This is a genomic window from Ottowia sp., assembly GCF_047975795.1.
In the GTDB taxonomy this organism is placed as follows: Bacteria; Pseudomonadota; Gammaproteobacteria; order Burkholderiales; family Burkholderiaceae_C; genus Ottowia.
Window position 1 is genome coordinate 1 of sequence record NZ_JBKEEE010000068.1, and the last position, 25,601, is coordinate 25,601.

Sequence of the window (25,601 nt, forward strand, 5' to 3'; positions counted from 1 at the left end):
GCGCAAAAGGAGTTGGTGGCGCAGCAGCAAACGCATGAGCAGGTGCAGATCATGCAAGAGCCACCGAAGGTGCGCTCGCTGGGGCTGTGAGGGATGGTGGGTCGCCGAAACTCCACAAGGATAACTTACACAACGGCGACTGATCAGCATTTTTAGCTATTGATAAGGTAGCTGACAACGCTTTTACCTTCTGCGCCAAGACTCAATTCAATGCCCCATAAAAAAGCCTGCACCGCCGTGATGGCAGGTGCAGGCAAAGGGCGGGGCACTGCCTCTTCAATGCATGTTCATGGTGGGTTCATGGCCAGTTCGTGGCGAACGCTTTTTTGAACACCATCATTTTTTCCTGGACGCTTCGTACGCTTGCACATAGCCCACGGCGATGGCCCGCACAGCGCGACCAATGGCTTCGTAAGCGTCGTCGTTCAGATTGGCAAACGACACCCGGGCCGACCAGCCTGGGGCATGAAAGCCGCTGCCATTGAGCAGCACGATGCCGTGGCCTTCGGCCAGCTTGAAGGCGATGTCCAGCGGGTGGATGTTTTTCTTCACCCAGTTCACCACGTCTTCGCCCACGTACTTTTTAAGCCAGAACTCGAAGTCGATGATGCCGTAATAGGCGTCGAAATACTGGTTCGGTTCGACCTCGATGCCCATGCCGTCGACCAGCAGCCTGAAGCGGTTTTGCACGATGGCGATACAGGCGTCCTGGTACGTGCGCTGGGTGTCCATCAGCTCGACCAGGGCAAACAGGCTCATCATCACCTGCTGCGGCAACGACAGGCCCGAGGTGTGGTTCAGCGCCACATCGCGGCTGTCGGCCACCACGCGGTCAATGAACTTGATGTGGCGCGGCTCCAGCGTCAACGGGCCGTAGCGGTAGTCGAGCTTGACCTGAACGTCTTCGGCGGCAGCGGCAATTTTCTTGTCCAGAATATTGTCTTCGTGCAAGGCAATCACGCCCAGCCGCCAGCCGGTGCAGCCAAAGTATTTGGAAAACGAATACACCCCCAGCGTGTTGTGCGGCAGCACGCTCATCACCGACTGAAAACCCTTGACGAAGGTGCCGTACACGTCGTCGGTCAGGATGATCAGATCAGGGCGTTTTTCCTTCACCAGCTTTTCCAGCCGCCCCAGCGTCTCAGGCTTCAGGGCCACGGCCGACGGATTGCCGGGGTTGACCAAAAATAGCGCCTTGACCTTCGGGTCTTCCAGCAGCTTGAAGTCGTTTTCGGTGTACTGAAGCTCGTCTTCTTGCTCGGCGTTCATGAACACGGTTTTAAGGGCGTAGTCTTCCAGCTCGGGCATTTCCAGATAAGGCGTGAAGATGGGCGTGGCCAGCGCGATGGTGTCGCCCGCGTTCAGCAAACGGTTGTTTTTCAGCGCCTTGAACAGGTAACACATGGCCGCCGTGCCGCCTTCGACCGGAAACAAATCGAACTTGCCCTCAGGGGGCTGGCCGCCCAACATGGCCCAGTCCAGATACTTGCGCACGATTTGTTCGTTGTGCACCAGCGCGCGGTCGGGCACCGGGTAGTTGTCGCCAATGACCGAGTCGGTCAGCTCGTGCACAAACTCATCGGGCTTGAAACCCAGGGTGTTGATGGCATGCGCCACCACCGCGCGCAAGGTGTCGGCCCCAGGCATGTGGGCCGCCTGCTGGCCGTCCAGCCATTGCATCAGCCGCCCGTGCGCGCCGCGCTTGGCGGGCATGCCGGCCAGGCCCACCGGGTCGTGAAAGACCCGCTTGGCTTCGGTCAGCGCAAACTGCCCCAGCAAAAAAAAGGCTTCGCGCGCGCGCGTGGCAATCCAGTTGGGGTTGCCGCGCCCGGCATTCAAAAAGGCGCGCGAGCCATGCCCTGTTTCGGCCTTGGCCAGTTGAATCAACTGATCCTTGATCTCGAACGGGCTGAGTTTGTCGAGTTTTTGATAGTCCACCAGTTTCATGTCGGATTTCTCCAGTATCAAATTTGAAAACTGCCGCACTCCAGGACTGCAAGTGCGGCACGCAACCGCACACATCCACTTCAATACGCCTCTTCAATGCGTCATTTCAGTGCGCAATCAACAACACAATCGCCAGCCCCCACAAGGTGAGCAGCGTGTTCGACACCGCATAGGGCACCGTGTAGCCCAGCATGGGCACGTTGCTTTTAGCCACCTCGCCCACCATGGCCACCGATGCGGTGCTGGTGCGCGCACCGCCGCAGCAGCCCAGGTTGATGGCAGGGTCAAACTTGAAGATGTATTTGCCAATGAACGGTGCCACCAGCATCGGCACGGCGGTGGCAAACAGCCCCCACAGGAAGATGGACACACCCGCTTCCTGCAAACCCTTGATAAAGGTTGGCCCGGCTGAAATGCCCACCACGGCAATGAACACGTTCAAGCCCACCGAATTCATGAACCACAGCGTGGCCGCTGGCACCGCGCCCATGCTGGGCAAAAAGCTGCGCAGCCAGCCAAACACAATGCCCGCAATCAGCACGCCGCCTGAAGTGGACAAGGTGATGGGAATGCCGTGCACCGGCATCTTCAGCGCACCGATCAGGCCACCCAGCACGATCGCCAGCCCCACCATGACCATGCTGGTCTGCGTGATCGGACGGTCGGCAAAGCCAATGGCCTTGATGAGCGCATCGGTGTGTTTTTTGGTGCCGGTGACCGAGATGATGTCGCCCCGGTGCAGCGCCGTCTTGGGCAACACCGGAATGTCGACCAGCAGCGAGCCGCGCTTGATGCCGTTGATGTACACACCGCGCGTGAACGGCTCTGTGGCCAGATCGTCCAACTGGCGGTTGGCGACCTTGCCGTTGGTGACCTGCACGCTCACGGTTTCCACCGGCACGTCCAGCAGATCGCGGTCATTCACGTCTTCGGCGTCGTTGGAAAAGTGTGACAGCACGTCGTAAGTGGCCGACACCGCCACCACGTCACCGGCTTGCAGCACCACCTCGGGCGTGGGGTCGATGATGTCCTGGCCGCGCCGGATGTTCTCTACAAACAGGCGTTCGCCACGAAAACTGCCCTCGGCCTGCGCCACCGTTTTGCCCACCACGCGGCTGTCAGCGTCCAGCAGATAGGCGCGCATCTCGTGCTGGTGCCAGGCCGATGCCGCATCGGCATTGGTGTTGCCGCCTTTCATTTGAAGCTCGTAGCGCGCACATTCCTTGGCCACATCAATGCCCAGCAAGGTGGGGCCAAGGTAAGCCAGAATCCAGCCGGTACCGATGGTGCCGAACAGGTAGCAAATGGCGTAGGCCACCGGAATGCTGTTCAACTCGGCCTTGGCCTGCGCCGGATCCATCCCCAGGTTGTTGATGGCGTCTGTGGCCACGCCGATCGAAGCCGAAATGGTTTGCGCGCCCGCCAGCAGGCCCGCAGCCAGACCGGGGCCGTAACCGGCCACCTTGGCCGCCACATAAACGCAGCCCAGGCACAGCAGACAGATCACCACCGCAAACAAAGCCTGCGGCGCGCCGTCGGAAGCCACGCCGCGCACAAACTGCGGCCCCACGCCATAGCCCACGGCAAACAGAAACATCAAAAAGAACAGCGACTTGACCTGCGGCGACACATCGATGCCCACCTGGCCAATCAGCACCCCGGCCAGCAAGGTGCCGGTCACCGCGCCCAGTGTGAACGAGCCGAACTTGACGGCCCCAATAAAGTAGCCCAGTCCCAGCGCCAAAAAGATGGACAACTCAGGGTAGTGCCTGAGCGTGTCAAAAAAATAGTCGATCATGAGAAGACTCCTGCGAATTCAGCAAAAAACTGCCCAGCGCTGTGCCATGCGCGCACCCTGGGCAGCGGTTTCAACAACGATTCATGACGCGCAGTGCCTTCAGCACTTGGTCACGGCCGTCACTTCGTCCGAATGCTGGCCGTGCAGCGCCGGCGGCGTGGCATTGCCGCCGTGCTTTTCCAGCCATTTGCAGGCGTTGATGATGTCGGTGGCCAGACCGCGAATCACCGTGCGGTTCAGGTGCGGGCGCACCACCACGCGCAGGCTGCGCACGTTTTGCGCGTTGGGTGGCATGCTGTAGGCCGACAGCACCCAGCCGCGCTCGCGCACCTTGGCAGACACATCAAATTCGCTGAAGTTGGTGTACTTCTCGTTCAGCGTCAGCGCCACGACGGGAATGCGCTGGGTGTGGTTCATGATCTTGAAGTAGCCGCTTTCCACCAACAAATCGCGCAGCAGTTGCGAGTTGTTGACCGTCTGGGTCATGATGGTTTTGTAGCCATCAAAACCCAGCCGCACGAACACGTAGTACTGGTAAGCGATCTGAAAGCCATTGCGGCTGAAGTTCAGCGTGGCCGTGGGCATCTCGCCGCCCAGGTAGTTCACATAGAAGATCAGGTCTTTGTGGAACACCGTGTCATCACGAAACACCACCCAGCCCAGCCCCGGCGGCACCAGGCCGAACTTGTGGCCCGAAGCGTTGATGGATTTGACCCGCGGCAGACGGAAGTCCCACTTGTAGTCGGGGTACACGAACGGGTTGACAAAACCGCCCGATGCGCCGTCGATATGCATGGGCACGTCGTGGCCAGTGCGCTTTTGGTAGTCGTCCAGCCACTTTTGTATGCCCTCAAAGTCATCGTCCTCGCCGGTGAAGGTCTGCCCGGCAATGGCCACCACGGCAATGGTGTTCTCATCCACGTAGTCGGCCAGCTTTTCTGCCGTCAGCGTGTATTTGCCTGGCTCCAGCGGAATGATGCGCGGCTCCACATCAAAGTAGCGCATGAACTTTTTCCACACGATCTGCACGTTGCCACCCGTCACCAGGTTGGGGCGGCTGGCGTCTTTGCCAGCGGCTTTGCGGGCCGTGCGCCAGTTCCACTTGTGCGCCAGCCCGGCCAGCATGCAGGCTTCGCTGGATCCCACGGTGGCCGTGCCATAGGGCGTGACACCTTCCGGGCCGTTCCAGAGCTGGTGCAGCCACTTGACCATGCGGTTTTCCAGCGCAAACAACTGCGGGTACATGTCATGGTCGATGTGGTTCTTCAGAAAATGGTGGTGCGCCACCTCTTCCGACTCCGGCTCGGTGAACGTGGTCACGAAGGACGACAGGTTCATCTCCGGCTGGGTGTCCGTCCAGGTCTCGCTGTTGACGATGGCCTGCGCCGCACGGGCATCCACACCATGTTCAGGAAACTTGTCCAACGGTAAATCCTCGTTGAACATGTGCCATGCATTGGGGGGGTTGTACGCCATGGTTCGATCCTTTCTTGAATATTACTTAAGTTAAATAAATATCACTCCCAACACCTTGGGAAGGTCTGCACAACCCCCGCTGCAGGGCGAGGTGACGCGTGAATGTTCACATGGCGAAACGAGCGTTGAATTTCTCATCGTTTTGCGCTGTTTTTGGTTCGCTTGACCCTGATTTTAGGCCCTTACCCACGCTGCAGGCGCACTCATGCTTGCAGCGCCTGCAAAATTCGTTTGCGCACCATCCACAGGTTTGACAGCGCAAACATCACCAACAACTGGCTGGTGTTCTTGGCCAGACCCCGGTAGCGCACCTTGCGATGACCAAACTGGCACTTGATCACCCGAAACGGGTGCTCGACCTTGGCCCGGATGCTGGCCTTGATCTGCTCCAGTTGCTCTTTGAGCGCGTTGACGGGTTGGCTCTGGTCCATGGCCTTGCGCTGGCCGGGCATCATGGCAATTTGCCAATCCACATCGGGGTGCTGCGCCTGGACTTCTTCGCGTTTGTGAACACCCCGGTAGCCCGAGTCGGCAAAGACCACCTCCTCTTGTCCATGCAGCAAGGCGTGTGCCTGTGTGATGTCATGGGCATTGGCTGCTGTGGTGGTGACGGTGTGCACCAGGCCCGAGTCGGCGTCCACGCCAATGTGCGTCTTCATACCGAAGTGCCACTGGTTGCCCTTCTTGGTCTGGTGCATCTCAGGGTCGCGCTCACCGCTGTGGTTCTTGGTGGAGCTGGGCGCAGAGATCAAAGTGGCATCAATGACCGTGCCTTGCTTGAGCATCAGCCCGCGCTCGGTGAGCTGGGCGTTGACCAGCGCCAGGATCTGCTGGCCCAGATCGTGTTGTTCAAGCAGGTGGCGAAAGCGCAAGATGGTGCTTTCATCAGGCAGGCGGGTAATGCCTGCATCCAGGTGGGCAAACTCGCGGTACAGCGGAATGTCATGCAGTGCTTCTTCCATGGCCGGGTCGGAGTGGCCAAAGAACTGCTGCAGCAGGTGAATGCGCAGCATCACTTCGATGGCAAAGGGCGGGCGCCCTGTGCGGCCCGCTGGCGCGTGCGGCGCAATCAGGGCCAGCAGATCAGACCAGGGGATGACTTGGTCCATCTCAGCCAAGAACGCACGCTTGCGCGTGCGTTTGGCTGCAAGCTCGAATCCAGTGGTGGCAAGGCTTGTCTGTTGCATCGCTCCACTGTCTCAGATCAGGCCGTCATGGGGCTGACTTTTGCAGACCTTCCTTACTAATAAATAAGCAGTAATATTAAAAGGTCGATCATGAAGCATTACTTTTTACATTTGCGCCTTTTCTGGTTGGCAGGGCTGTGCATGCTGATGTGGGGTGCGCGTCCGGCGTGGGCCGCCGATTGCATCAGCGGGGTGTACAGCACCTCGAGCAGTTGCACCGTGCCTGCGGGCGTGAGCAGTATCACCATTGAAGCCTGGGGTGGCGGTGGTGGTGGTGGCGCAGGCGGCTGGGTGGGTGATGCCAATTCTGGTGGTGGCGGTGGCGGTGGCGGCTCGTTCTGTCAGGGCACGTACACCGTTGCATCTGGTGCAACGCTGCAAATTCAGGTGGGCCAGGCAGGGCATGCAGGCGTGCAGGGTTCTGGTGCCGGGTCAAGCTTGAGTCAAGGCGGCGGCGGCGGTGGGATCTCGGCCGTGACGGGCGGTGGGGTTACCGGGTTGGTGGCCAATGGCGGCGGCGGCGGCAGTGGCGCGGGTGAATATTTCGGCGGATCACCCGGTGCTGGCGCATCCAACAGCGATGGCGGCGCAGGCGGCAATGCCAATGGCTTAAGCGCGGCAGATGGCGGTGACGGCGGCGATGGCGGGGTGCGTGGCGGTGATGGCGGCATGAGTTCGAGCATCGACGCGGGCATCAGCGGCACAGGTGGCGATGGCGGCAACGGCGGCAGCACGGGTGGCGATGGCGGCGATGGCGGCGATGCGCCAGCAGGCACCATAGGCGGTAATGGTGGCAACGGCGGAGGCGGTGCTACCGCTGGTGGTGCAGGCGGCACGGGTGGCACAGGTGACTCCACCGGTACCAATGGCGCAACAGGCCCGGTCGATCCAGCCACCTATATTGCCTACGGTGCCTGCACTGGATCAACGGCACTGGCAGGCCAGAGCGGCAGTGGCAGCGTAGGCGGCGCATCGGGCGGCGGCGCGATCAGCAACCCACCGACGGGCACGCCCGGCACTGGCGGCAGCGGCGGCATTGCCGGCACAGCCAGTGATTCGGGCACAGCGGGCTTTGCCGGATTGGTGCGCCTGAGCTTCACGCTGGCACCAGGGACGGCATCGACCGTGCCAGTGCCGGGGCTGACGGGCTGGCCGCTGGCTTTGCTGGCGGGCCTGCTGCTTTGGGTTGCGGCGCGTGCGCGCCCACGCCGCACCCGCTGAATTTCACGCGCCACCGGCGCACCTACAATGCCCGCATGATGGCGTCTGTAGATGTGTGCATTCGGGGGGCTGGCATCGTAGGCCGCACGCTGGCCTTGTTGCTGGCGCGCGAGCGTCTGCGCGTGGCGCTGGTGGCTGCGCCGCCGCGCCCTGACAACGTGCCCGATGTGCGCGCCTATGCCCTTAACCCGGCATCGCGGGCGCTGCTGCAAGGCTTGCGCTGCTGGCCCGACGAACGCGCCGCCACGCCGGTACTCGGCATGCAGGTGCATGGCGACGGCACGGGTCTGGTGCGTTTTGACGCCGCCACGCACAACGTGCCCGCACTCAACTGGATCGTGGACGTGCCCACACTAGAGCAGCAACTGGCTGAAGCCACGCGCTACCAAAGCGGCATCGAGATCGTCGAGCACCCCGTGCCCACACCTTTGACCGTGGTGTGCGAAGGCCGTGCCAGCGTCACCCGGGCCGAATTGGGCGTGGACTTTGACATCACCCCTTACCCGCAGCACGCCATTGCCACAAGGCTGGATTGCGAACGCCCGCACGGCCAGATCGCGCGCCAGTGGTTCAACACCGACGGCGACATCCTGGCTTTTTTGCCACTGGACGGCCCACAAGGCAGACAGGTGGCGGTAGTGTGGTCAGTCCACCACGCGCGTGCGCCCGAACTGCTGGCGCTGAATAACGACGACTTTGCCACCCGCCTGCTTGAAGCCAGCGGCGGTGGCCTGGGCGCGCTGCAAGCGGCCGCACCGCGCGCACGCTGGCCGCTCATGCGAGCGCGCGCCACGCGCTGGGTGGGCCGCATGCCTGCTCTGACCGAGGGCAGTTTTGCGCTGGCCGGTGACGCGGCCCACGCTATGCACCCGCTGGCCGGTCAGGGCCTGAACGTGGGTCTGGGCGACGTGGCCGCACTGGCCCAGGCACTGGCCGCGCGGGAATACTGGCGCAGCCCAGGCGATTTGAAGCTGTTGCGCCGCTACGAACGCGCTCGCCAGGGCGACTGGCTGCGCATGAGTCTGGCTACTGATGGCCTGCAACTGCTGTTTGGGCGGCCAGAAAGCGCCGCAGTCGCTTTGCGCAACTGGGGCATGAACCTGTTCGACGCCAGCGGACCTTTGAAATCGCGCGTAGCCAAAGTGGCCATGGGAACTGGTTGAACCTTTTGAGGTTCACACCACGTTGCAACATTTGTTGGGTCAATCGTTATGAAAAAACACGTCTTCGCCGCTGTTCTGCTGGCTGCGCCTTTGCTGGCCAGCGCGCAAGAAGCCACTATCCGCAAAAACCTGCCAGCGCGCATCCCTGGTCTGGCCGCCATTGACGAGGTGGCCAAAACCCCCATGGACGGGCTGTATGAGGTGCGCATCGACAACGAAATTGCTTACACCGACGCCGAAGGCAACTACCTGATTCATGGCACGCTGGTCGACACCCGCGCCATGAAAAACCTGACCGAAGAGCGCATCAACAAACTCAATGCCGTCAAATTCAGTGAGCTGGAGTTGAAAAACGCCTTCACCATGGTGCGCGGTAACGGCAAACGCAAGCTGGCGGTGTTTGAAGACCCCAACTGCGGCTACTGCAAACGTTTCGAGAAAGATCTGGCCAAGGTCGACAACGTGACGGTGCATCTGTTTCTGATCCCGATTCTGGGTGAGGACTCGATGACCAAATCGCGCCAGATCTGGTGCAGCGCCGACAAGGCCAAGACCTGGGTCGACTGGATGCAGCGCGACGTGACCCCAAAAGGCAATCCGGTGTGCAACACCGAGGCGCTGACCGCCAATCTGGAATTCGCACGCAAATACAGAATCACCGGCACCCCCACCGTAATCTTTGCCGACGGCACGCGCATTCCCGGTGCCATCAACACCCAGCAGATCGAGCAGCAACTGTCGCGCTGACCGCGTGGCGCGCTCCAGCGATTGACCATGCCTGTCGCCAAACCGCCATCACCAGCCGCGCACTACACCGTGCGCGTGGCTGATGCGGCGGCGCACCGCTTTGGCATCGAGTTGACCATCGCCCAGCCCGCTGCGATGCAACGCGTGTCGCTGCCGGTGTGGATACCGGGCAGTTACCTGGTTCGTGAATTTGAGCGCCATCTGAGCGGCCTCCACGCTGCGCAAGGCCGCAGTGCCTGCCCGCTGCACCAGGTGGACAAAACCACCTGGGACATCGCCTGCAACCCCAAGCGTCCGCTGCTGCTGCGCTACGAGGTGTATGCGTTCGACAACTCGGTGCGCGCCGCCTGGCTGGACGCGCAGCGCGGTTTTTTCAACGGCACCGGCCTGCTGCTGCGCGTGCATGGGCAACAAACGCAGCCGCACACCTTGACGCTGCAAGCACCGCGCGCGCACCCCAACTGGCACGCGGCCACCGCCATGACGGCGCTTGAAGTTGACGCGCACGGCTTCGGCACCTATCAGTGCGCCAGCTATGACGAGCTGGTCGATCACCCGGTGGAAATGGGCACGTTCTGGAGCGGCACGTTTGAAGCGCGCGGCATTCCGCATCGCTTCGTGGTGGCCTGTGCGCCGCCCGCATTCGATGGCCAGCGCCTGCTGCGCGATGCGCAGCGCATTTGCGAAACCGTCATCGACTTCTGGCGCAGCGACCCCGCGCAGCAGCCAGACCGTTATCTGTTCATGCTGAACGCCGTGGATGGCGACTATGGCGGCTTGGAACACCGCAACAGCACGGCGCTGATCTGTGGTCGCCGCGATCTGCCACGCAGCGGAAAATCCGGCCCATCGGGTACAGACCACGAGGGCTACACCACGCTGCTGGGACTGATCAGCCACGAATACTTTCACGCCTGGAACATCAAGCGCTTAAAGCCTGTCGAGCTGGCGCAGATCGACTACACGCGTGAAAACTACACCCGCCTGCTGTGGTTCTTTGAGGGCTTCACCAGCTATTACGACGACTTGCTGTTGCGCCGCGCGGGCCTGCTGGACGACGTGGCTTACTTCAAGCTCCTGACCAAGACGCTCAATCAGGTGTTGCAAGCGCCAGGGCGACACGTGCAGTCGGTGGCGCAAGCCAGCTTTGATGCCTGGGTGCGGTTTTACCGCCAGGACGAAAACACCCCCAACAGCACCGTCAGCTACTACACCAAGGGTGCTTTGGTGGCTTTGTGTTTTGATTTGACGCTGCGCCAGGAAGGCCGCACCACGCTGGACGAGGTGATGCGCGCGCTGTGGCGTCATTGCCAGGGCGGCCCGATGCACGAGGGCGACTTTGCCGCCGTGTTGGCCGAGCTGGCAGGCCGCTCGTTCGAGCGCGAAATCAGCGCCTGGGTGCACGGCACCGACGACTTGCCGGTGCGCCCCTTGCTGCAAGCGCAAGGCATTCAAGTGCGCGATGAACCTTCGCAATGGGCGCAAGCGCTGGGCCTGCGCGTGAGTGAATCGGGTGGCCGCGTGGTGCTTAAAGTGGTGCTGGATGGCGGCCCTGCCGCTCACGCAGGCATGGCCGCAGGCGACGAATGGCTGGGCATCGAGCTGTCCGCAAGCGCCACGCCAGGGCGCACGCGTACCGTGTCAGCCGCCCAGGGCTGGCGGCTGACACGGGTGGACGACGTGCCCCTGTACGCAGGCGATGCGCGCACCGTCACCGCCCTGGTCGCGCGCGATGCGCGCCTGCTGCGCCTGCCTTTGATGCTGCCACAACAGCCCACCACCTGGCGGCTGATTCCGCCTGATTCTTCCGGCCCAATCAACAGCGGCAGTGACCGCACGTGGCCCGGCTGCTGAACACAGCGTCCTGGCCATCAGGCCGCTGCGCGCTGTGGCTCAGCCTGGCGCTGACACTGTTGCTGCACGTGCTGGCGCTGGCACTGTTGCGCCACGCCTTGCAGCCTCCCAGCCTGCTGCTAGACATGGCTCCGGCCTTTTACACACGCACCATCACACCGGTCGCACCTGCCACGCCAGCGGTCGTGGTGCCAGCGCCCACCGACGCCCCACCGCCGCGCAGGCCCACGGCGCACATTCGCCAAACACCTGCGCAGCCTGCCAATCCGCCAGCTCCCATCCCCGCCGAACCCTCTTCAAACAACGCAACCCCAGCGGCAGAAGCACCGGAATTGCCCAAACCGCCCGCCAGCCAAGTTGCTCAAGCCATACCCGCCCTGTCCACGCCACCCGTTGTCGCGGCCAGCCATCCGCAACAGCCTCTTGTTGACGCTGCTGCAAGCGATGCTTCAGCTTCAGACGCGCAGCCCAAAGACATGAATCGGCTTGAAGCCACCATACAAGCACCCGCCGCAACATCCATCGCCGCTGCCAGTGCGCCTGCACTGGCCGCCTCCAGCCCTGACGTTGCCGAAGCCGAGGCTGCTTTTTTGACCACCTGGCCCAGCGACACCCGCGTCACCTACAAACTGGGCGGCAATTACCGTGGGCCGCTGGACGGAAGCGGCTACGTGCTGTGGCAGCGCGTGGGCACGCGCTACCAGGCCACGGTGGAACTCAGTGCCGGACTGCTGGCCTCGCTCAGCTTCAACAGCCAGGGCGAGATCACGCCCTTTGGCCTGCACCCCGAGGTGTACGAAGAAGACTTTCGCGGCCGCAGGCGGGGCGTGCGCCTGGGCGGCGATGAAGTGCAGTTGCATCGGGGCCAACGGGTGCCACGCCCGGTGGGCGTGCAGGACACAGCCAGTCAGTTCGTCGATCTGGGGCACCGCTTTGCCACGGGCCAGGTGGCGCTGGCGACGGGCACGCAAATCCGTTTCAGCATGGCGCGCCCCGGTGGCGTGGACGACTGGATTTACGACGTGGTCGGTCTGGAAACCCTGCACCTGCCCCAACTGGGTGCGGTGAGCGCCTGGCACCTCAAGCCGCGTCGGCTGGACAAGCCACGCGGCCCCTACAGCGCCGAAATCTGGTTCGCCCCCACGCTGCAATATCTGCCCGTGCGCATTCGCATCACGCAGGACGAAGACACTTACATTGAGCTGCTGGTCAAAACCATTGAGCAGCAATGAAATGAATCTGGTTGCATTGCTCCGCAAGTCATTTTGTTCAGCGTTGAATAAATAGGCACCGTGAAAGCAGCGCACGCCACAAAAGGTGTCCGCCCCGGGACAACCCGCTCAGACGAGTGCCCCAAGGTGTGGATACTTAAGGCACAAGCGCTGGCTTTCGCACCCCATGCCAGTTTTGATGACGACCACCCCGGAGACTACCCACCGCCATGACCCAAGCTACCCCCACCGCTGTCGCTGGCTCTCGCACCCCCCACATTCGCCATTACCAGAACTGGCTGCGCGACACACGCGGTCTGCAATTTGATGACTACCACGCTCTGTGGCGCTGGTCAGTGTCGGATCTGGACGCTTTTTGGCAAAGCATTTGGGACTATCTGGACATCCAGTCGCCCACACCGCACACGGCGGTGCTGGCCAAGAACGTGATGCCGGGGGCGGTGTGGTTCCCTGGCGCGCAAGTCAATTACGCGCGGCAGGTGATGCGCCACGTGCAGCCCGCGCACGCGGCGGGACAGCCAGCGCTGATCAGTGAGAACGAAAAAGGCCAGGTGAGCGAGCTGTCCTGGCCCGAGTTGCAGCGCCAGGTGGCCTCGTTGGCCTTGCACCTGAAGGCGCAGGGCCTGCAGCCGGGCGACAAGGTGGCGGCTTACTTGCCTAATATCCCTGAGACCATCATCGCCTTTTTGGCCACCGCCAGCATTGGGGCCGTGTGGAGCGTCTGCGCGCCAGACATGGGCAGCGGTGCGGTGCTGGACCGCTTCAAGCAAATTGCCCCTAAAGTGCTGATCGCCTGCGACGGCGTGACTTGGGCCGGACGCGACATCAACCGTCTGGATGTGGTGCAAGAGCTGCGCGCGGCACTGCCCAGCGTGCAGCACACGCTGCTGTATCGCAATCTTGGTACTACTGAAAATATAGCTGATATCGCAGATTTCACCAGTGCCACAGCCAGAAATGACGATCAAACAACGGGCTTCGAGCCAATGTGGCTGCCGTTCGATCATCCCCTGTGGGTGGTGTATTCCAGCGGCACCACGGGCTTGCCCAAACCCATCGTGCACGGTCACGGCGGCATGATGCTGGTGATGGCGATGCAGGGCCGCCTGCACAATGACATCGGATGCAGTTATGCGCCCGAGACTTTGGGCGAGCGCTTTCACTGGTACAGCTCCACCGGCTGGGTGATGTGGAACGCACAGATGGCTGGCCTGATGAGCGGCACCACCTGCGTCATTTTCGACGGCAGCCCCGGCGGCAGCAAAGACAAGCCCGACTGGACGGTGCTGTGGCGCTTTGCCGCACGCCACGGCGTCAGCTTTCTGGGCGGCGGCGCAGCGCTGTTTGCCAACTGCGCCAAAGCCGGGGTGAACTTGAGCCAGTGCGGCGATTTGTCGCGCATCTGGGCGCTGGGCAGCACCGGCTCGCCCCTGGCACCAGAGGTGCAGCAGTGGGGCACTGAGCAGTTCAGGCGCATCGCCCAAACGCCCGCGCAACAAGACATCTGGTGGGTCAACATTTCCGGCGGCACAGACTTTTGCGGGGCCTTCATTGGCGGCAACCGCGAACTACCGCAGCAGCCCGGTGTGATGCAGTGCCGTTTACTGGGTGCTGCCGTGGAGGCATGGAACGATGCGGGTGCCCCGGTGGTGGGCGAGGTGGGCGAGCTGGTTTGCAGCCAGCCCATCCCGTCCATGCCGCTGTATCTGGTCAACGATCCTGATGGCACGCGCTACCACGCCAGCTACTTCGAGATATACCCGCCCGGCCATGGCCGAAAGCCCGGTGGTGGCGACTTCGACAAAGCGGCCGGCAGCGTCTGGCGCCACGGCGATTGGTTGCGCATTGGCGATGAAAACGGCCAGGGCGAATGGTGCGTGATCTACGGCAGGTCTGATGCCACCATCAACCGCCACGGCCTGCGCATGGGCACCAGCGAGATTTACAGCGCCGTCGAAGGCGTTGACGAAGTGCTCGACTCGATGGTGGTCGATCTGGAATACCTGGGCAAAGACAGCTTCATGCCGCTGTTCGTGGTGCTGCGTCCGGGTATCGAGCTGAACGATGGGCTGAAAAAACGCCTGAGCGACGCCATTCGCACATCGCTCAGTCCGCGCTTTATTCCCGACGCCATCGTGCAGGTGAGCGAAATTCCGCGCACCCTGTCAGGCAAAAAACAGGAGTTGCCGATCAAAAAGCTGCTGCTCGGCCAGCCGCTGGACAAGGTGGTGAACAAAGAGGCCATGGCCAACCCTGGCTGTCTGCCCTGGTACGAGGCATTTGCCCAAGAGCACCAAAAAGAAGTGGCACAGCGCTGAGGCCCACTTCAAATCATTGAGCAAAAATAGCTGTCAGCGCAATAAATATATGCGTTTGCAGCTATTAAATTAAAAGCAAATAAATCGGATAGGTGGGCCACGATCTGCTTTGTCTCATCAACTGACGTCGTCCACCTTGACCACGCCGCGGCGAATCTGGTCCAACTCCATGGATTCAAACAGGGCCTTGAAGTTGCCCTCGCCAAAGCCTTCGTTGCCTTTGCGCTGAATGAATTCAAAGAAGATAGGGCCAAGCTGGTTTTCGCTGAAAATTTGCAACAGCAGCTCGCCCTGCGCACCATCGACCAGGATGTTGCGCGCTTGTAACTCACCAATCGGCTCTTTCAAATCCGGTATGCGTCCCGGCAGCAGCTCGTAATAAGTGTCGCTGGTGTTCAGCAGCTTGATGCCCGCCAGTTGCAGGGCGTCCACGGTGCCATAAATATCCGTGCTGGCCAGCGCAATATGTTGCACGCCTTCGCCGTGGTAGCTGTCGAGGTACTCGGCAATCTGGCCTTTGTTGTCGTTGCCTTCTTCGTTGATGGGGATGCGAATCTTGCCGCAGGGGCTGGTCAGGGCCTGGCTTTTCAGGCCGGTTTTTTGTCCCTCCAGATCAAAGTAACGGATCTCGCGGAAGTTGAACAGGCGCTCGTAAAAGCTCACCCACTCGGCCATGCGGCCACGGTGCACGTTGTGCGTCAGATGGTCAATCACTGTCATGCCGTAACCCTGAGGGTTGATGGCCGCCGCGCCACTGATGCCCGGCAGCGGCTCAAAGTCCACGTCGTAAAAACCAATGTTGCCGATGTCACCGGCTTGCGCGCCGTTCTTGCCACGCCAGCGGTCGATGAAGTAAATGATCGAGTCGCCAATGCCTTTGATGGCTGGAATGTTCAGCTCGCCCGGTGCGGCCGTTTCGGCATAGCCCCAGGCCCCCAGGCCAATGGCGCGTTCGTAAGCGGCTTTGGCGTCCTGCACCCGAAAGGCAATGGCGCAGATGCTGGGGCCGTGCAGCTTGGCAAAGCGCTGGGCAAAACTGTCTGCCTCGGCGTTGATGATGAAATTGATCTCGCCCTGCCGATACAGCGTCACGTTCTTGTGGCGGTGCTTGGCCACCGCCGTGAAGCCCATGCGCTCGAACAACGCGCCCATGGCCTGCGGATCAGGCGCGGCGTATTCGATGAACTCGAAGCCGTCGGTGCCCATCGGGTTGTCCCAAGGCTTGAAGGCGCTGGTGGGTTGGCTCATGGCTTGTCTCCTGTCTATGTGGTGATGGCGATCTTCGACGCCAGACACCTACTGTAGGGCGCAAGAGGCTCATGACACCAGCGTTTGGCGGCAATAATGGGCCAAATTACGCATAAAAAACGCGTCATACTCTTATATAACGATGATTTAATGCGTATAAATCGTTACCGTGGCTTCAACTCGCGATGAGCCTCGCATTGCATGGGCACCAACGCCATGACAGAACCTGCTTTAGACCGTCTGGACCGCGCCATCTTGCGCCAGTTGCAAACCGATGGCCGCACCACCTGCGACATGCTGGGAGTACAAATCGGCCTGTCGGCCAGCGCCGTGCTGCGCCGCATCAAAAAACTGGAAGACAGTGGCGTGATTGACCGCTACGTGGCCCTGCTCAAGCCCGAGGCGTTGGGCCTGGGGCTGATGGCCTATGTGAATGTGCGGCTGCAAAAGCAGGCCAGCCACGCCAAACGCAGCCCGATGGACGAGTTTTGCGCCAGCGTCCACACCTGGCCCGAGGTGGTTGAGTGCGTCGCCCTGACGGGCGAAATGGATTTTTTGCTGCGCCTGGTCATTCAGGATATGAATGAATACTCACGCTTCATGATGAACACTCTGCTGCGTCACCCCGCCGTGCAGGACTGCAAGACCAGTTTTGTGATGGATCGTGTCAAAACCACCACTGCATTGCCGATCGATGTCTGAATCACCGCATCGCCTGCCATCAAATTCAACGCTACCACTTGGCGCACGAAGCGCATGCAGTCCATGAAATCAAAAGACAATTTTGAGGCCGTCCTGTTCGACTGCGACGGTGTGCTGGTCGACAGCGAGCCACTCACCTTGGGCACCTTGCGCGACATGTTGGCCGAGCACGGCTGGAGCATGCCGCTGGCCGAATGCACACGCCTGTTTTTGGGCCGCATGGTGCGCAGCCAGAGCGCTCTGATCGAGGCGCACACCGGCCAGCCCCTGACCGATGCGTGGATGCACGCTTTCTACGCCCGCCGTGACGCCGCCCTGCACGCCCACTTGCAGGCCATGCCCGGCGCACTGGCCGCCGTGCAGGCTGCCCACGCGGCCACCAGCGGGCGCATCGCCTGTGCCTCGGGTGCCGACCGCGGCAAGGTTGAACTGCAATTGCACAAAGTCAGCCTGATGCCCTGGTTTGAAGGCCGCATTTTCAGCGGCCACGAGTTGCCCGCCAGCAAACCCGCACCCGATGTGTACTTGGCCGCCGCCGCCCATCTACAACGCGCGCCCGAGCGCTGCCTGGTGATTGAAGACACCACCGTCGGCGTGACCGCAGGCAAAGCCGCTGGTGCCACCGTGTGGGCGCTGTGTTCGCAAGGAGATGCCGATGCGCAACATGCTCTGCGCGAGTGTGGGGCGGATGCGGTGTTTGGTTCCATGCTGGAGTTGCCGGGGTTACTCACGCCACCTCGGTGAACTCGGGCGACGACCGTGGTTGCTGGTGATGACGGCCGCCACTACAGCGCGCCATCACCCAGCACAATGCCTTCGCGGCGCGGGTCAACACCGCCTTCCAGCACCGTCTTGCCGTCTTTTTGCACCCGCATGATGGTGGACACACCGCTGGACAGGGCCGAGTTGGACACCTGATGCCCCAAGGCCGTGAGGCCGTCGTTCAAACCTGTGAGGTCGAGCGTGGTGTTCGAGCCATCGACGTTGGTGCGCGCTGAGTTGCTGGCACCAAAGTTCACCAGCGATGTGGCTTGCTGGGCGTCGAGCTTCCAGTCCAGCGCGCCAATCACGGTTTTCAGCACATATTGAATGATGGTGCTGCCGCCCGGCGACCCGGTGGCCATCAAAAAGTTGCCGGGGGTAGTGCCGTTGAACACCAGCGTGGGGGCCATGGTGCTGCGCGGGCGTTTATTGGCAGCCACAGCGTTGGCGATGGGGTTGCCATCTGCGTCCAGCGGCTGGGCAGAGAAATCGGTGAGCTGGTTGGTCAGCAAGAAGCCATCCACCATGTGGTACGAACCCATGCTGGATTCCACCGTGGATGTCATCGATACCACATTGCCATAGGCGTCAACGATAGAAAAATGCGTGGTGCCGTGCTCGACGGTTTTATCGATGCCGGCAGCATCGGCACCAAAATCACCGGGGGCAGCGGTGCCCATGCTGGCGTCTGTCGAAATCAGCGATGCCCGACTTTGCAGGTACGCGGGGTCCAACATCGACGCCAGCCCGCTGCCTGGCAGGGGCACGAAGTCGGTGTCGGCCACATATCGGTCACGGTCGGCGTAGGCCAGCCGTTCGGCTTCAGACACCAGGTGCACGCCCAGCACGCTGGGAACCCCGCCTTCATTGCTGGGGTTGGTGGGCGCGTAGGCGCTGAGGTCAAAGTGGCTCAAGATGCCCAGGCTTTGCGCAATGGCAATGCCGCCAGAAGAGGGCGGTGCCATGGTGCAGACGTAATAGCTGCTGCGGTAGGTGGTGCAAACCGCGTCGCGTTTTTTGGCCTGGTAATTGGCCAGATCGTCCAGCGTCATCAGGCTGGGCGTGATGGGGGTTTGGCTGGCGTCGTCACCCACCGATTGCGCGGCCTTGGCAACGATGTTTTGCGCCAATGTGCCCGTATAAAGCGCATCGGCCCCTTGGTCGGCCAGCGTGCGCAGGGTTTGGGCGTAGGCCGCGTTGGTCATCGATTCGCCCGCCGCGCGTGGTGTGCCGTCGGCGTGAAAGTAAAGGGCCATGGCGTTGGCGTCCAGCGCCAGGTTGGCAGCGCTGCTCTGAATGGCGCTGCCCATGCGAGACGGGATTACAAACCCGTCAGAGGCTAGGCGAATGCCTTCGTCAAACAATTGGTTCCAGGCCAGTTTGCCGTACTCGTCATGGGCCATGTCCAGCATGCGCATCACACCGGGTACCCCGATGGAGCGCCCGCTGCGCCGTGCCGATGGCACGGGGGTGGCGGAGCTGGCATCGGCCTGATCTTGCCGCGTCAGGTAATAGCCGGTGGCGGCGGCCGGGGCGGTTTCGCGGCCATCGTAAGCGACGATTTTCTGGCTGGCCGCGTCGTAATGCAGCATGAAGGCGCTGCCCGCAATGGTGCTCGATTGCGGCTCCACCAGGCCCAGCACGGCTTGCACCGCAATGGCAGCATCCACGGCGCTGCCCCCGGCCTTGAGCACTTCGCACCCGGCCTTGGAGGCCAATGGGTTGTTGGCCACCACCATGTAACTGCTGGAATATTTGGCGCTGTAGCCGGTGCGGTAGCCCGACGGCGCTTCTGGTGCAGCCGGATCACCGGCAACGCCCGAACCCACCACCACGCTGGAGCCAGTGGACGACAGCACCTGGCAACTGTTGACATTGGTGTCGACGATCAGCGCGTCGCTGTTGCTGTCATCGTCGTTGTCGCTCGAGCTGCCACAACTGGCCAGCAAAACCACCATGGCCAGCGGTGCTAATTTAACGATGGGGTGAAGAGGCATGGCATCGGTCTCCAAATTGTTTTATGACGGGCGCTGGGCTGCATCCAAACAACACACCGGCGAAGCCCAGCAGAGCATCGTAATAGGGCGTCAACAGACTGTCTACAAACACATGCCGCGTGTGAACTTTGAGCTTCAGCGCATCTGAATTGCTACAAATTAAGCAGCTATCAACGCTTTTGTACTCTGCGTTAAGGCTTGATTTTCCTGGCCATTTCAGCCTATCAGTGCGCAGTCTCCAGAGCGACTTCGATGGCCGCGCCCAACGCCAGCAAATCGCGATCGCGCCCGCCTGCGGCTGCCAGCATCAACCCCACTGGTGCTTCACCTTCACGGTGGCAAGGCAGCGACAGTGCACAGCCGTCTAAAAAGTTGATGAAGCTGGGATTGCGCAGCATCAAGGCGTTGGCGGCAAAGTAAGCGTCGTCGCTGGCTTGCAGCTCGGCAATGGGCGGGGCGATGGTGGGCACGGTGGGCATGAGCAGCGCGTCAAAAGGGGCGATGCGTGCGCCCACCTGGGCGATCCAGTGCTGGCGCGCGGCTTGCAAATCGATGTAGTCGGCCGCGCTCATGCTGCTGCCCGCCTGAATGCGGGTGCCCACGCGCGGGTCGTAGTCGGCGGCGCGGTCGGCCAGTAGCGCGCGGTGCCAGGCCCAGGCTTCGGCACCAGCCAGGGTGCCACGGGCGTTGATCTGCGGCAGCTCGGCAAATTCAGGCACGGCGATGCGCGTCAGGCGTGCACCTGCGGCGTGCAGCAGGGCGCAGGCCCGCTCGAAGGCAGCGGTCACAGCGCTGTCCATGTCGCCCAGCACCACAGTCTCAACAATGGCCAAACGTGCATCGCGCAAGTGGCACGCGGGCAGTGGTTGCGGCGGCTCGCCCGCCAGCACGGCATCCACGGTGGCGCAACAGGCCACGCTGGCAGCCAGTGAGCCTATGGCATCGAGCGAGGTGGACAGCGGCAGCACGCCTTCGCGCGGCACACGCCGCTGCGTGGGCTTGAAGCCTGTGAGGCCGCACAAGGCAGCGGGGATGCGCACCGAGCCGCCAGTGTCGGAGCCGATGCCCACCACCGCCATACCGTCGGTCACCGACACCGCCGCACCAGACGACGAGCCGCCTGGGATACGCCGGGCGGCGCGGTCCCAGGAATTGGCGGGCGTGCCGTGATGCGGGTTCAGCCCCAGGCCTGAGAAGGCGAACTCGGTCATCTGGGTGCGCCCAACGATCACCGCGCCTGCGGCGATCAGGCGGTCAATGACTGTGGCGTTGCGTGCAGCAGGTGCAACGCTTTTCAGCACCACCGAGCCAGCGGTGGTGACTTGGCCTGCCACGTCGAACAGGTCTTTGACCGACACCGGAATACCTTCCAGCGGCGAGCGCACCATGCCCGCCGCACGCAGCGTATCGCTGGCGCGGGCAGCCGCCAGCGCGCGATCAGCATCCAGCCGCGTGAACACGCGCGTGCCTTCGCCGTCGGGGTCTTGCGCGCGCGCCAAGGCCGCGTCAGTCAAGGCCACGGCGCTGGTGCGGCCTGCACCCAAGTCGGCTTGCAGTTGTTGCACAGTGGGTAGCATGCAAAAATCCTTATGCAAGATGGGCCTGTGAAGCCTATTTAGCAAGCGCTGACAGCTATGATTTTTCAAGCTTAAAAACAGCCGTACCCGCCCGTAAGTTCGGCAGCCAGCGCACCGGCTGACCGTCGTGTACACCAAAGGCGTCGAGGATGCGCAGGCCGTTTTTACGCGCCAGCGCTTCAAAGTCTTTAAAGGTACCGACACGGATGTTGGGCGTGTCGTACCACTGATAGGGCAGGCGGCGTGTGACAGGCATGCGCCCGCGCAACACGCTCAGGCGGTTGGGCCAGTGCGCAAAGTTGGGAAAAGCGACGATGCCGATGCGGCCTACGCGCGCAGTTTCGCGCAGCATGACCTCTGCATTGCGCAGGTGTTGCAGGGTGTCGATTTGCAGCACCACGTCAAAGCTCTGGTCTTTGAAGGCGTTCAGCCCTTCGTGCAGATTGAGTTGCAGCACATTGACGCCACGCTGCACGCAGGTCAGCAAGTTGGCATCGTCGATCTCGATGCCGTAGCCGCTGCAACGGCGTTGTTTGACCAGTTGCTCCAGCAGCGCGCCGTCGCCACAACCCAGATCGAGCACGCGCGCGCCTTCGGGCACCAACTGGGCGATGACGCTGCGAATAGGGGCATCGCTCATGTGGCAGCTCCTTCGATGCTTTGAAAATAAGAGCGCACAACGCCCATGTAACGGGCATCATCCAGTAAAAAAGCATCGTGTCCGTGGGGTGCGTCGATTTCGGCGTAGCTCACGTCGCGCCGGTTGTCCAGCAGAGCTTTGACCATCTCGCGCGAGCGCGCGGGCGAAAAGCGCCAGTCGGTGGTAAAGCTGACCAGCAGGAATTTGCAAGTGGCGCGTGCCAGCGCTTGCGTCAAATCGCCACCAAAGGTGCGTGCGGGATCGAAGTAGTCCAGCGCGCGGGTGATCAGCAAGTAGGTGTTGGCGTCAAAGTAATCACTGAACTTGTCGCCCTGGTGGCGCAGATAGCTTTCAATCTGAAATTCCACATCTTGCGTGCTGTACTTGTAGCCGCTGGTGTGCTGGGTGACGGCTTGGCGAAGTTCTCTGCCGAACTTTTCGTTCATCACATCGTCGCTGAGGTAGGTGATGTGCCCAATCATGCGCGCAATGCGCAGGCCACGCTTGGGCACCACGCCGTGGCGGTAGAAGTGGCCGGCGTGAAAGTCGGGGTCAGTCACGATGGCACGGCGCGCCACCTCGTTGAAGGCGATGTTCTCGGCCGTCAGATTGGGCGCGCTGGCCACCACCACGGCGTGGCGCACCCGGCTGGGGTATTGCAGCGCCCAGCTCAGTGCCTGCATGCCCCCTAAGCTGCCGCCCATGACGGCGGCCAGTTGCTCGATGCCCAGTGCATCCATCAGGCGCGCCTGCGCGGCCACCCAGTCTTCCACCGTCATGACGGGGAAGTCGGCACCGTAAACCTCGCCAGTGGCGGGGTGCCTGTCCATCGGCCCGGTGGAACCAAAGCACGAACCCAGGTTGTTGACACCGATGACGAAAAAACGGTTGGTGTCCACCGGTTTGCCGGGGCCGATCATGTTGTCCCACCAGCCTTCGCTTTTATCTTGATCCGCATACATGCCCGCCACGTGGTGCGAAGCGTTCAGCGCGTGGCAAATCAGCACGGCGTTGTCGCGCGCGGCGTTCAGCGTGCCGCAGGTCTCGTAGACCAGTTGATAGTCCTGGATCGACGCGCCGCTTTGCAAAGGCAGCGGGGCATCGAAATGCATGGTTTGGGGTGTGACGATGAACGACATGGCAATCAAGAGGTGCCCCTGCGCTGCCTGCTATGAGCGGCCTTGCAGCAACAAAAAAACCCGGTTTGCGCCAAATCGAAACCGGGTTGCATGCGTGTGGCTCGGATTTAGCGGTATTTGTTAAGCGCCCGCAAGCAGAGGCAAATCGGCGCTAGCGGCAAAGTATATCAACCCCAACCCAACATGGCGGCCAACCCCAGCAACAGAAAGATGATGGCCGACACCACATGCACCGCGCGGATCGGCACTTTCTTGACCAACCGCTCACCCAGCCACACCACCGGCGCATTGGCCAGCAGCATGCCCAGTGTGGTGCCTGCCACCACGGCGGCCCACTGCTGGTATTGCGCGGCCAGCGCGACAGTGGCGATCTGGGTTTTGTCGCCCATTTCGGCTAAAAAGAAGGCCACCAGCGTGGTGCCGAAAACGCCGAATTTCGAGGCATTGCTGGGCGTCTCGTCATCGTCCAACTTGTCTGGGATCAGCATCCACACCGCCATGGCGATGAACGATCCGCCCAGCACCCAACGCAGCACTTCAGGCCCCAGCACTTGCGTGACCCCACTGCCCACCGCGCCTGCCAGCGCATGGTTGCACAAGGTGGCCACCAGAATGCCCCAGACGATGGGCCACGGCTTGCGGAACCTGGCTGCCAGCATCAACGACAGCAATTGCGTTTTGTCGCCCATTTCAGCCAGCGCTACGATGCCTGTGGACAGTAAAAAGGCTTCCATGAACGAAGGGGTGTTTCCAGCAAAATATGCCTTGAACGAAGGCAATGTATGTGATGTTTGCTATTAAATTAGTTGCAACAAAATGCTTGTCAGCGTGACTGGCAACGTCATTTTAAAGATGGGGCCAACTGCCCTCAGGCAATGTTGTGGTGTGCGTTTCATCCGACATTGATCAGACAGCCATGAATTAAATGCTTGACTTTCGCTGATCTGGCGCATAATCGCGCGAATGTGCGTATTCAAAAGTTCGGCTTGGCGCACATGATGCGGCTTTGCGGTGAATACAGTCAGTTGCCCTTTGTGTCCTGGATTTCAGGGGTGCTTGAAGGCGTTTTTCGGACTCCATCGCGTTTTTCTTGTTTTTGAGGAGTCCCGTTAATGGGTAATAAACTGTACGTCGGCAACCTGCCTTATTCGGTGCGCGACGACGATCTGGCGCAAGCATTTGGCCAGTTTGGTGGTGTGACCAGTGCCAAGGTCATGATGGAGCGCGACACTGGTCGCTCCAAAGGCTTTGGTTTTGTCGAAATGGCCAGCGATGACGAAGCGCAGGCTGCCATTCAAGGCATGAACGGTCAATCGTTGGGTGGCCGCAACGTGGTGGTCAACGAAGCACGCCCAATGGAGCCACGTCCACCCCGTTCGGGTGGCTACGGTGGCGGCGGCGGTTATGGCGGCGGCGGTGGCTACGGTGGTGGTCGCCGCGAAGGCGGTGGCGGCGGTTATGGTGGCGGTGGTCGCCGTGAAGGCGGTGGCGGCGGTTATGGCGGCGGTGGCCGCGGTGGCGACAGCAACGACGGCAGCTTCCGCAGTCCCTACGGCACTGGCCCGCGTGGCGGCGGTGGCCGCCGTGAAGGCGGTGGCGGCGGTTATGGTGGCGGTGGCCGCCGCGAAGGCGGCTATGACGGCGGTGGCCGCGACGACGACAGCTATTGATTTAATAGCCACTTGCGCAATAGCGACAAGCGTCAAATACCAAAAAGGGTTCCGTTCTGGAACCCTTTTTTCATGCCTGCACCGCGTTGATGCGCAAAAGCCGAGGTGCCAGGCGCGGCCTGCCGCCAGCGCTCGTCACGTCATTGGCCATCACGCGCCTTGCGTGGGCGGCCTGCCAACAAGCGGTCAAACAGCGGATTGGGCAGCAAGCGCAGCAGCTTGGCCACCACGCCCATGGGCCAGGGAATGACGCGGTAGCTGTCGCCCGCCGCAATGGCCGCAAAAGCACGGTCGGCAAAGCGGTCGGCAGGCATCAGAAAAGGCATATTGAAACGGTTGCCGCGCGTCAAAGGCGTGTCGATGTAGCCCGGCAGCAAGGTCACCACCTTGACGCCAGAGCCGCGCATATCGCCGCGCAGGCTTTCGCAGTAACTGACGGCGGCAGCTTTGCTGGCGCAATAGGCACCGTGTCCGGGCAGCCCGCGAATGGCCGCCACGCTGGCAATGCCCACCAGCGTGCCGCTGCCGCGCTGGCGCATGGCGTCGATAAACGGGTGAAAGGTGGCCGCCATACCCACGTTGTTGGTGGTCAGCACGCGGGCCATCACATCCAGATCGGTGCGCACGGTCGAATCCATGCCGATGCTGATGCCGGCGTTGGCAATCACCACATCCGGCAGCCCCTGGGCGGCGGCGCAGGCTTGGCCTGCGGCGACGATGCTGTCCACCACGGCCACGTCGGCGCGGTAGACCTAGGCCTGTTCTTCAGACCAGCCTTGGTCTGCAACCCAGGCACGCAACTCATCCTGACGCCGCGCCACCAAGGCCAGCCGCCAGCCTGCCTCAGCAAACCGCTGCGCCAGCGCCTGGCCAATGCCGCTCGATGCGCCGGTGATGAAAACCAGTGGACTCATGGCAAAAAG

General features: G+C 61.7%; 19 protein-coding genes and 1 pseudogene. 9 read left to right on the top strand and 11 right to left on the bottom strand.

Features of this window, described 5'->3' with window-relative positions; genetic code table 11:
- Positions 1-336: 336 nt before the first annotated feature.
- The 4 genes from ACK5NW_RS10410 to ACK5NW_RS10425 form a co-directional block, all read right to left on the bottom strand.
- A complete protein-coding gene (locus ACK5NW_RS10410; RefSeq protein WP_416927744.1) occupies positions 337-1,947 on the bottom strand; it encodes a bifunctional aspartate transaminase/aspartate 4-decarboxylase in 1,611 nt (536 codons plus the stop codon).
- 106 nt (positions 1,948-2,053) lie between these two features.
- Positions 2,054-3,745: an aspartate-alanine antiporter gene (aspT, locus tag ACK5NW_RS10415; protein ID WP_416927746.1), complete on the bottom strand. Its 1,692-nt coding sequence runs from the start codon at positions 3,743-3,745 to the stop codon at positions 2,054-2,056.
- Between the two features lie 99 nt (positions 3,746-3,844).
- Positions 3,845-5,221, bottom strand: coding sequence for a glutamate decarboxylase (locus ACK5NW_RS10420; protein WP_416927748.1), 1,377 nt, complete (start codon positions 5,219-5,221; stop codon positions 3,845-3,847).
- Positions 5,222-5,424: 203 nt separating this feature from the next.
- Positions 5,425-6,408, bottom strand: a complete 984-nt coding sequence (locus ACK5NW_RS10425; RefSeq protein ID WP_416927750.1) for an IS5 family transposase — start codon at positions 6,406-6,408, stop codon at positions 5,425-5,427.
- 90 nt (positions 6,409-6,498) lie between these two features.
- Between ACK5NW_RS10425 and ACK5NW_RS10430 the strand changes: the two genes are divergently transcribed.
- From ACK5NW_RS10430 to ACK5NW_RS10455, 6 genes are all read left to right on the top strand, one after another.
- Entirely contained in the window at positions 6,499-7,629 is a 1,131-nt protein-coding gene (locus ACK5NW_RS10430; RefSeq protein WP_416927752.1) for a hypothetical protein, read from the top strand.
- Positions 7,630-7,664: 35 nt separating this feature from the next.
- Positions 7,665-8,792 (top strand): FAD-dependent monooxygenase, encoded by a 1,128-nt coding sequence (locus ACK5NW_RS10435; RefSeq protein ID WP_416927754.1) that lies wholly within the window; start codon positions 7,665-7,667, stop codon positions 8,790-8,792.
- 48 nt (positions 8,793-8,840) lie between these two features.
- A complete protein-coding gene (locus tag ACK5NW_RS10440; protein WP_416927756.1) occupies positions 8,841-9,539 on the top strand; it encodes a DsbC family protein in 699 nt (232 codons plus the stop codon).
- A 27-nt stretch (positions 9,540-9,566) separates the two neighbouring features.
- On the top strand, positions 9,567-11,393 hold the full coding sequence (locus tag ACK5NW_RS10445) for a M61 family metallopeptidase (protein WP_416927758.1): 1,827 nt from the start codon (positions 9,567-9,569) through the stop codon (positions 11,391-11,393).
- Entirely contained in the window at positions 11,378-12,625 is a 1,248-nt protein-coding gene (locus ACK5NW_RS10450) for a DUF3108 domain-containing protein (protein ID WP_416927760.1), read from the top strand. The genes ACK5NW_RS10445 and ACK5NW_RS10450 overlap by 16 nt, the downstream gene beginning before the upstream one ends.
- A 209-nt stretch (positions 12,626-12,834) precedes the next feature.
- Positions 12,835-14,943, top strand: coding sequence for an acetoacetate--CoA ligase (locus tag ACK5NW_RS10455; RefSeq protein WP_416927762.1), 2,109 nt, complete (start codon positions 12,835-12,837; stop codon positions 14,941-14,943).
- A gap of 117 nt (positions 14,944-15,060) precedes the next feature.
- Here the strand turns inward: ACK5NW_RS10455 and hppD are convergent, their stop codons facing one another.
- A complete protein-coding gene (hppD, locus tag ACK5NW_RS10460; protein WP_416927764.1) occupies positions 15,061-16,191 on the bottom strand; it encodes a 4-hydroxyphenylpyruvate dioxygenase in 1,131 nt (376 codons plus the stop codon).
- A gap of 216 nt (positions 16,192-16,407) precedes the next feature.
- Between hppD and ACK5NW_RS10465 the strand changes: the two genes are divergently transcribed.
- The gene (locus ACK5NW_RS10465) at positions 16,408-16,893 is read left to right on the top strand and encodes an Lrp/AsnC family transcriptional regulator (protein WP_416927766.1); all 486 of its coding nucleotides are present in this window, start codon (positions 16,408-16,410) and stop codon (positions 16,891-16,893) included.
- Positions 16,894-16,956: 63 nt separating this feature from the next.
- Positions 16,957-17,637 carry an HAD family hydrolase gene (locus ACK5NW_RS10470; protein WP_416927768.1) on the top strand — a complete coding sequence of 227 codons (681 nt, stop codon included), beginning with the start codon at positions 16,957-16,959 and terminating at the stop codon, positions 17,635-17,637.
- Positions 17,638-17,678: 41 nt separating this feature from the next.
- Here ACK5NW_RS10470 and ACK5NW_RS10475 read toward each other — a convergent pair whose 3' ends face one another.
- The 5 genes from ACK5NW_RS10475 to ACK5NW_RS10495 form a co-directional block, all read right to left on the bottom strand.
- A complete protein-coding gene (locus ACK5NW_RS10475; RefSeq protein WP_416927770.1) occupies positions 17,679-19,652 on the bottom strand; it encodes a gamma-glutamyltransferase family protein in 1,974 nt (657 codons plus the stop codon).
- A 224-nt stretch (positions 19,653-19,876) separates the two neighbouring features.
- Positions 19,877-21,229: an amidase gene (locus tag ACK5NW_RS10480; RefSeq protein ID WP_416927772.1), complete on the bottom strand. Its 1,353-nt coding sequence runs from the start codon at positions 21,227-21,229 to the stop codon at positions 19,877-19,879.
- A gap of 55 nt (positions 21,230-21,284) precedes the next feature.
- Complete coding sequence (metW, locus tag ACK5NW_RS10485; RefSeq protein ID WP_416927774.1) at positions 21,285-21,869, bottom strand: methionine biosynthesis protein MetW; 585 nt, start codon at positions 21,867-21,869, stop codon at positions 21,285-21,287.
- Positions 21,866-23,008, bottom strand: a complete 1,143-nt coding sequence (gene metX / locus ACK5NW_RS10490) for a homoserine O-succinyltransferase MetX (RefSeq protein ID WP_416927776.1) — start codon at positions 23,006-23,008, stop codon at positions 21,866-21,868. Before metX ends, metW begins: the two co-directional genes overlap by 4 nt.
- A gap of 167 nt (positions 23,009-23,175) precedes the next feature.
- Positions 23,176-23,742 (bottom strand): TMEM165/GDT1 family protein, encoded by a 567-nt coding sequence (locus ACK5NW_RS10495; RefSeq protein ID WP_416927778.1) that lies wholly within the window; start codon positions 23,740-23,742, stop codon positions 23,176-23,178.
- Positions 23,743-24,120: 378 nt separating this feature from the next.
- On the opposite strand from ACK5NW_RS10495, the gene ACK5NW_RS10500 reads away from it, so the two are divergent.
- Positions 24,121-24,678, top strand: a complete 558-nt coding sequence (locus tag ACK5NW_RS10500; protein ID WP_416927780.1) for an RNA recognition motif domain-containing protein — start codon at positions 24,121-24,123, stop codon at positions 24,676-24,678.
- A 140-nt stretch (positions 24,679-24,818) separates the two neighbouring features.
- Here the strand turns inward: ACK5NW_RS10500 and ACK5NW_RS10505 are convergent.
- Positions 24,819-25,592, bottom strand: a pseudogene (locus tag ACK5NW_RS10505) (SDR family oxidoreductase).
- Positions 25,593-25,601 lie beyond the last annotated feature (9 nt).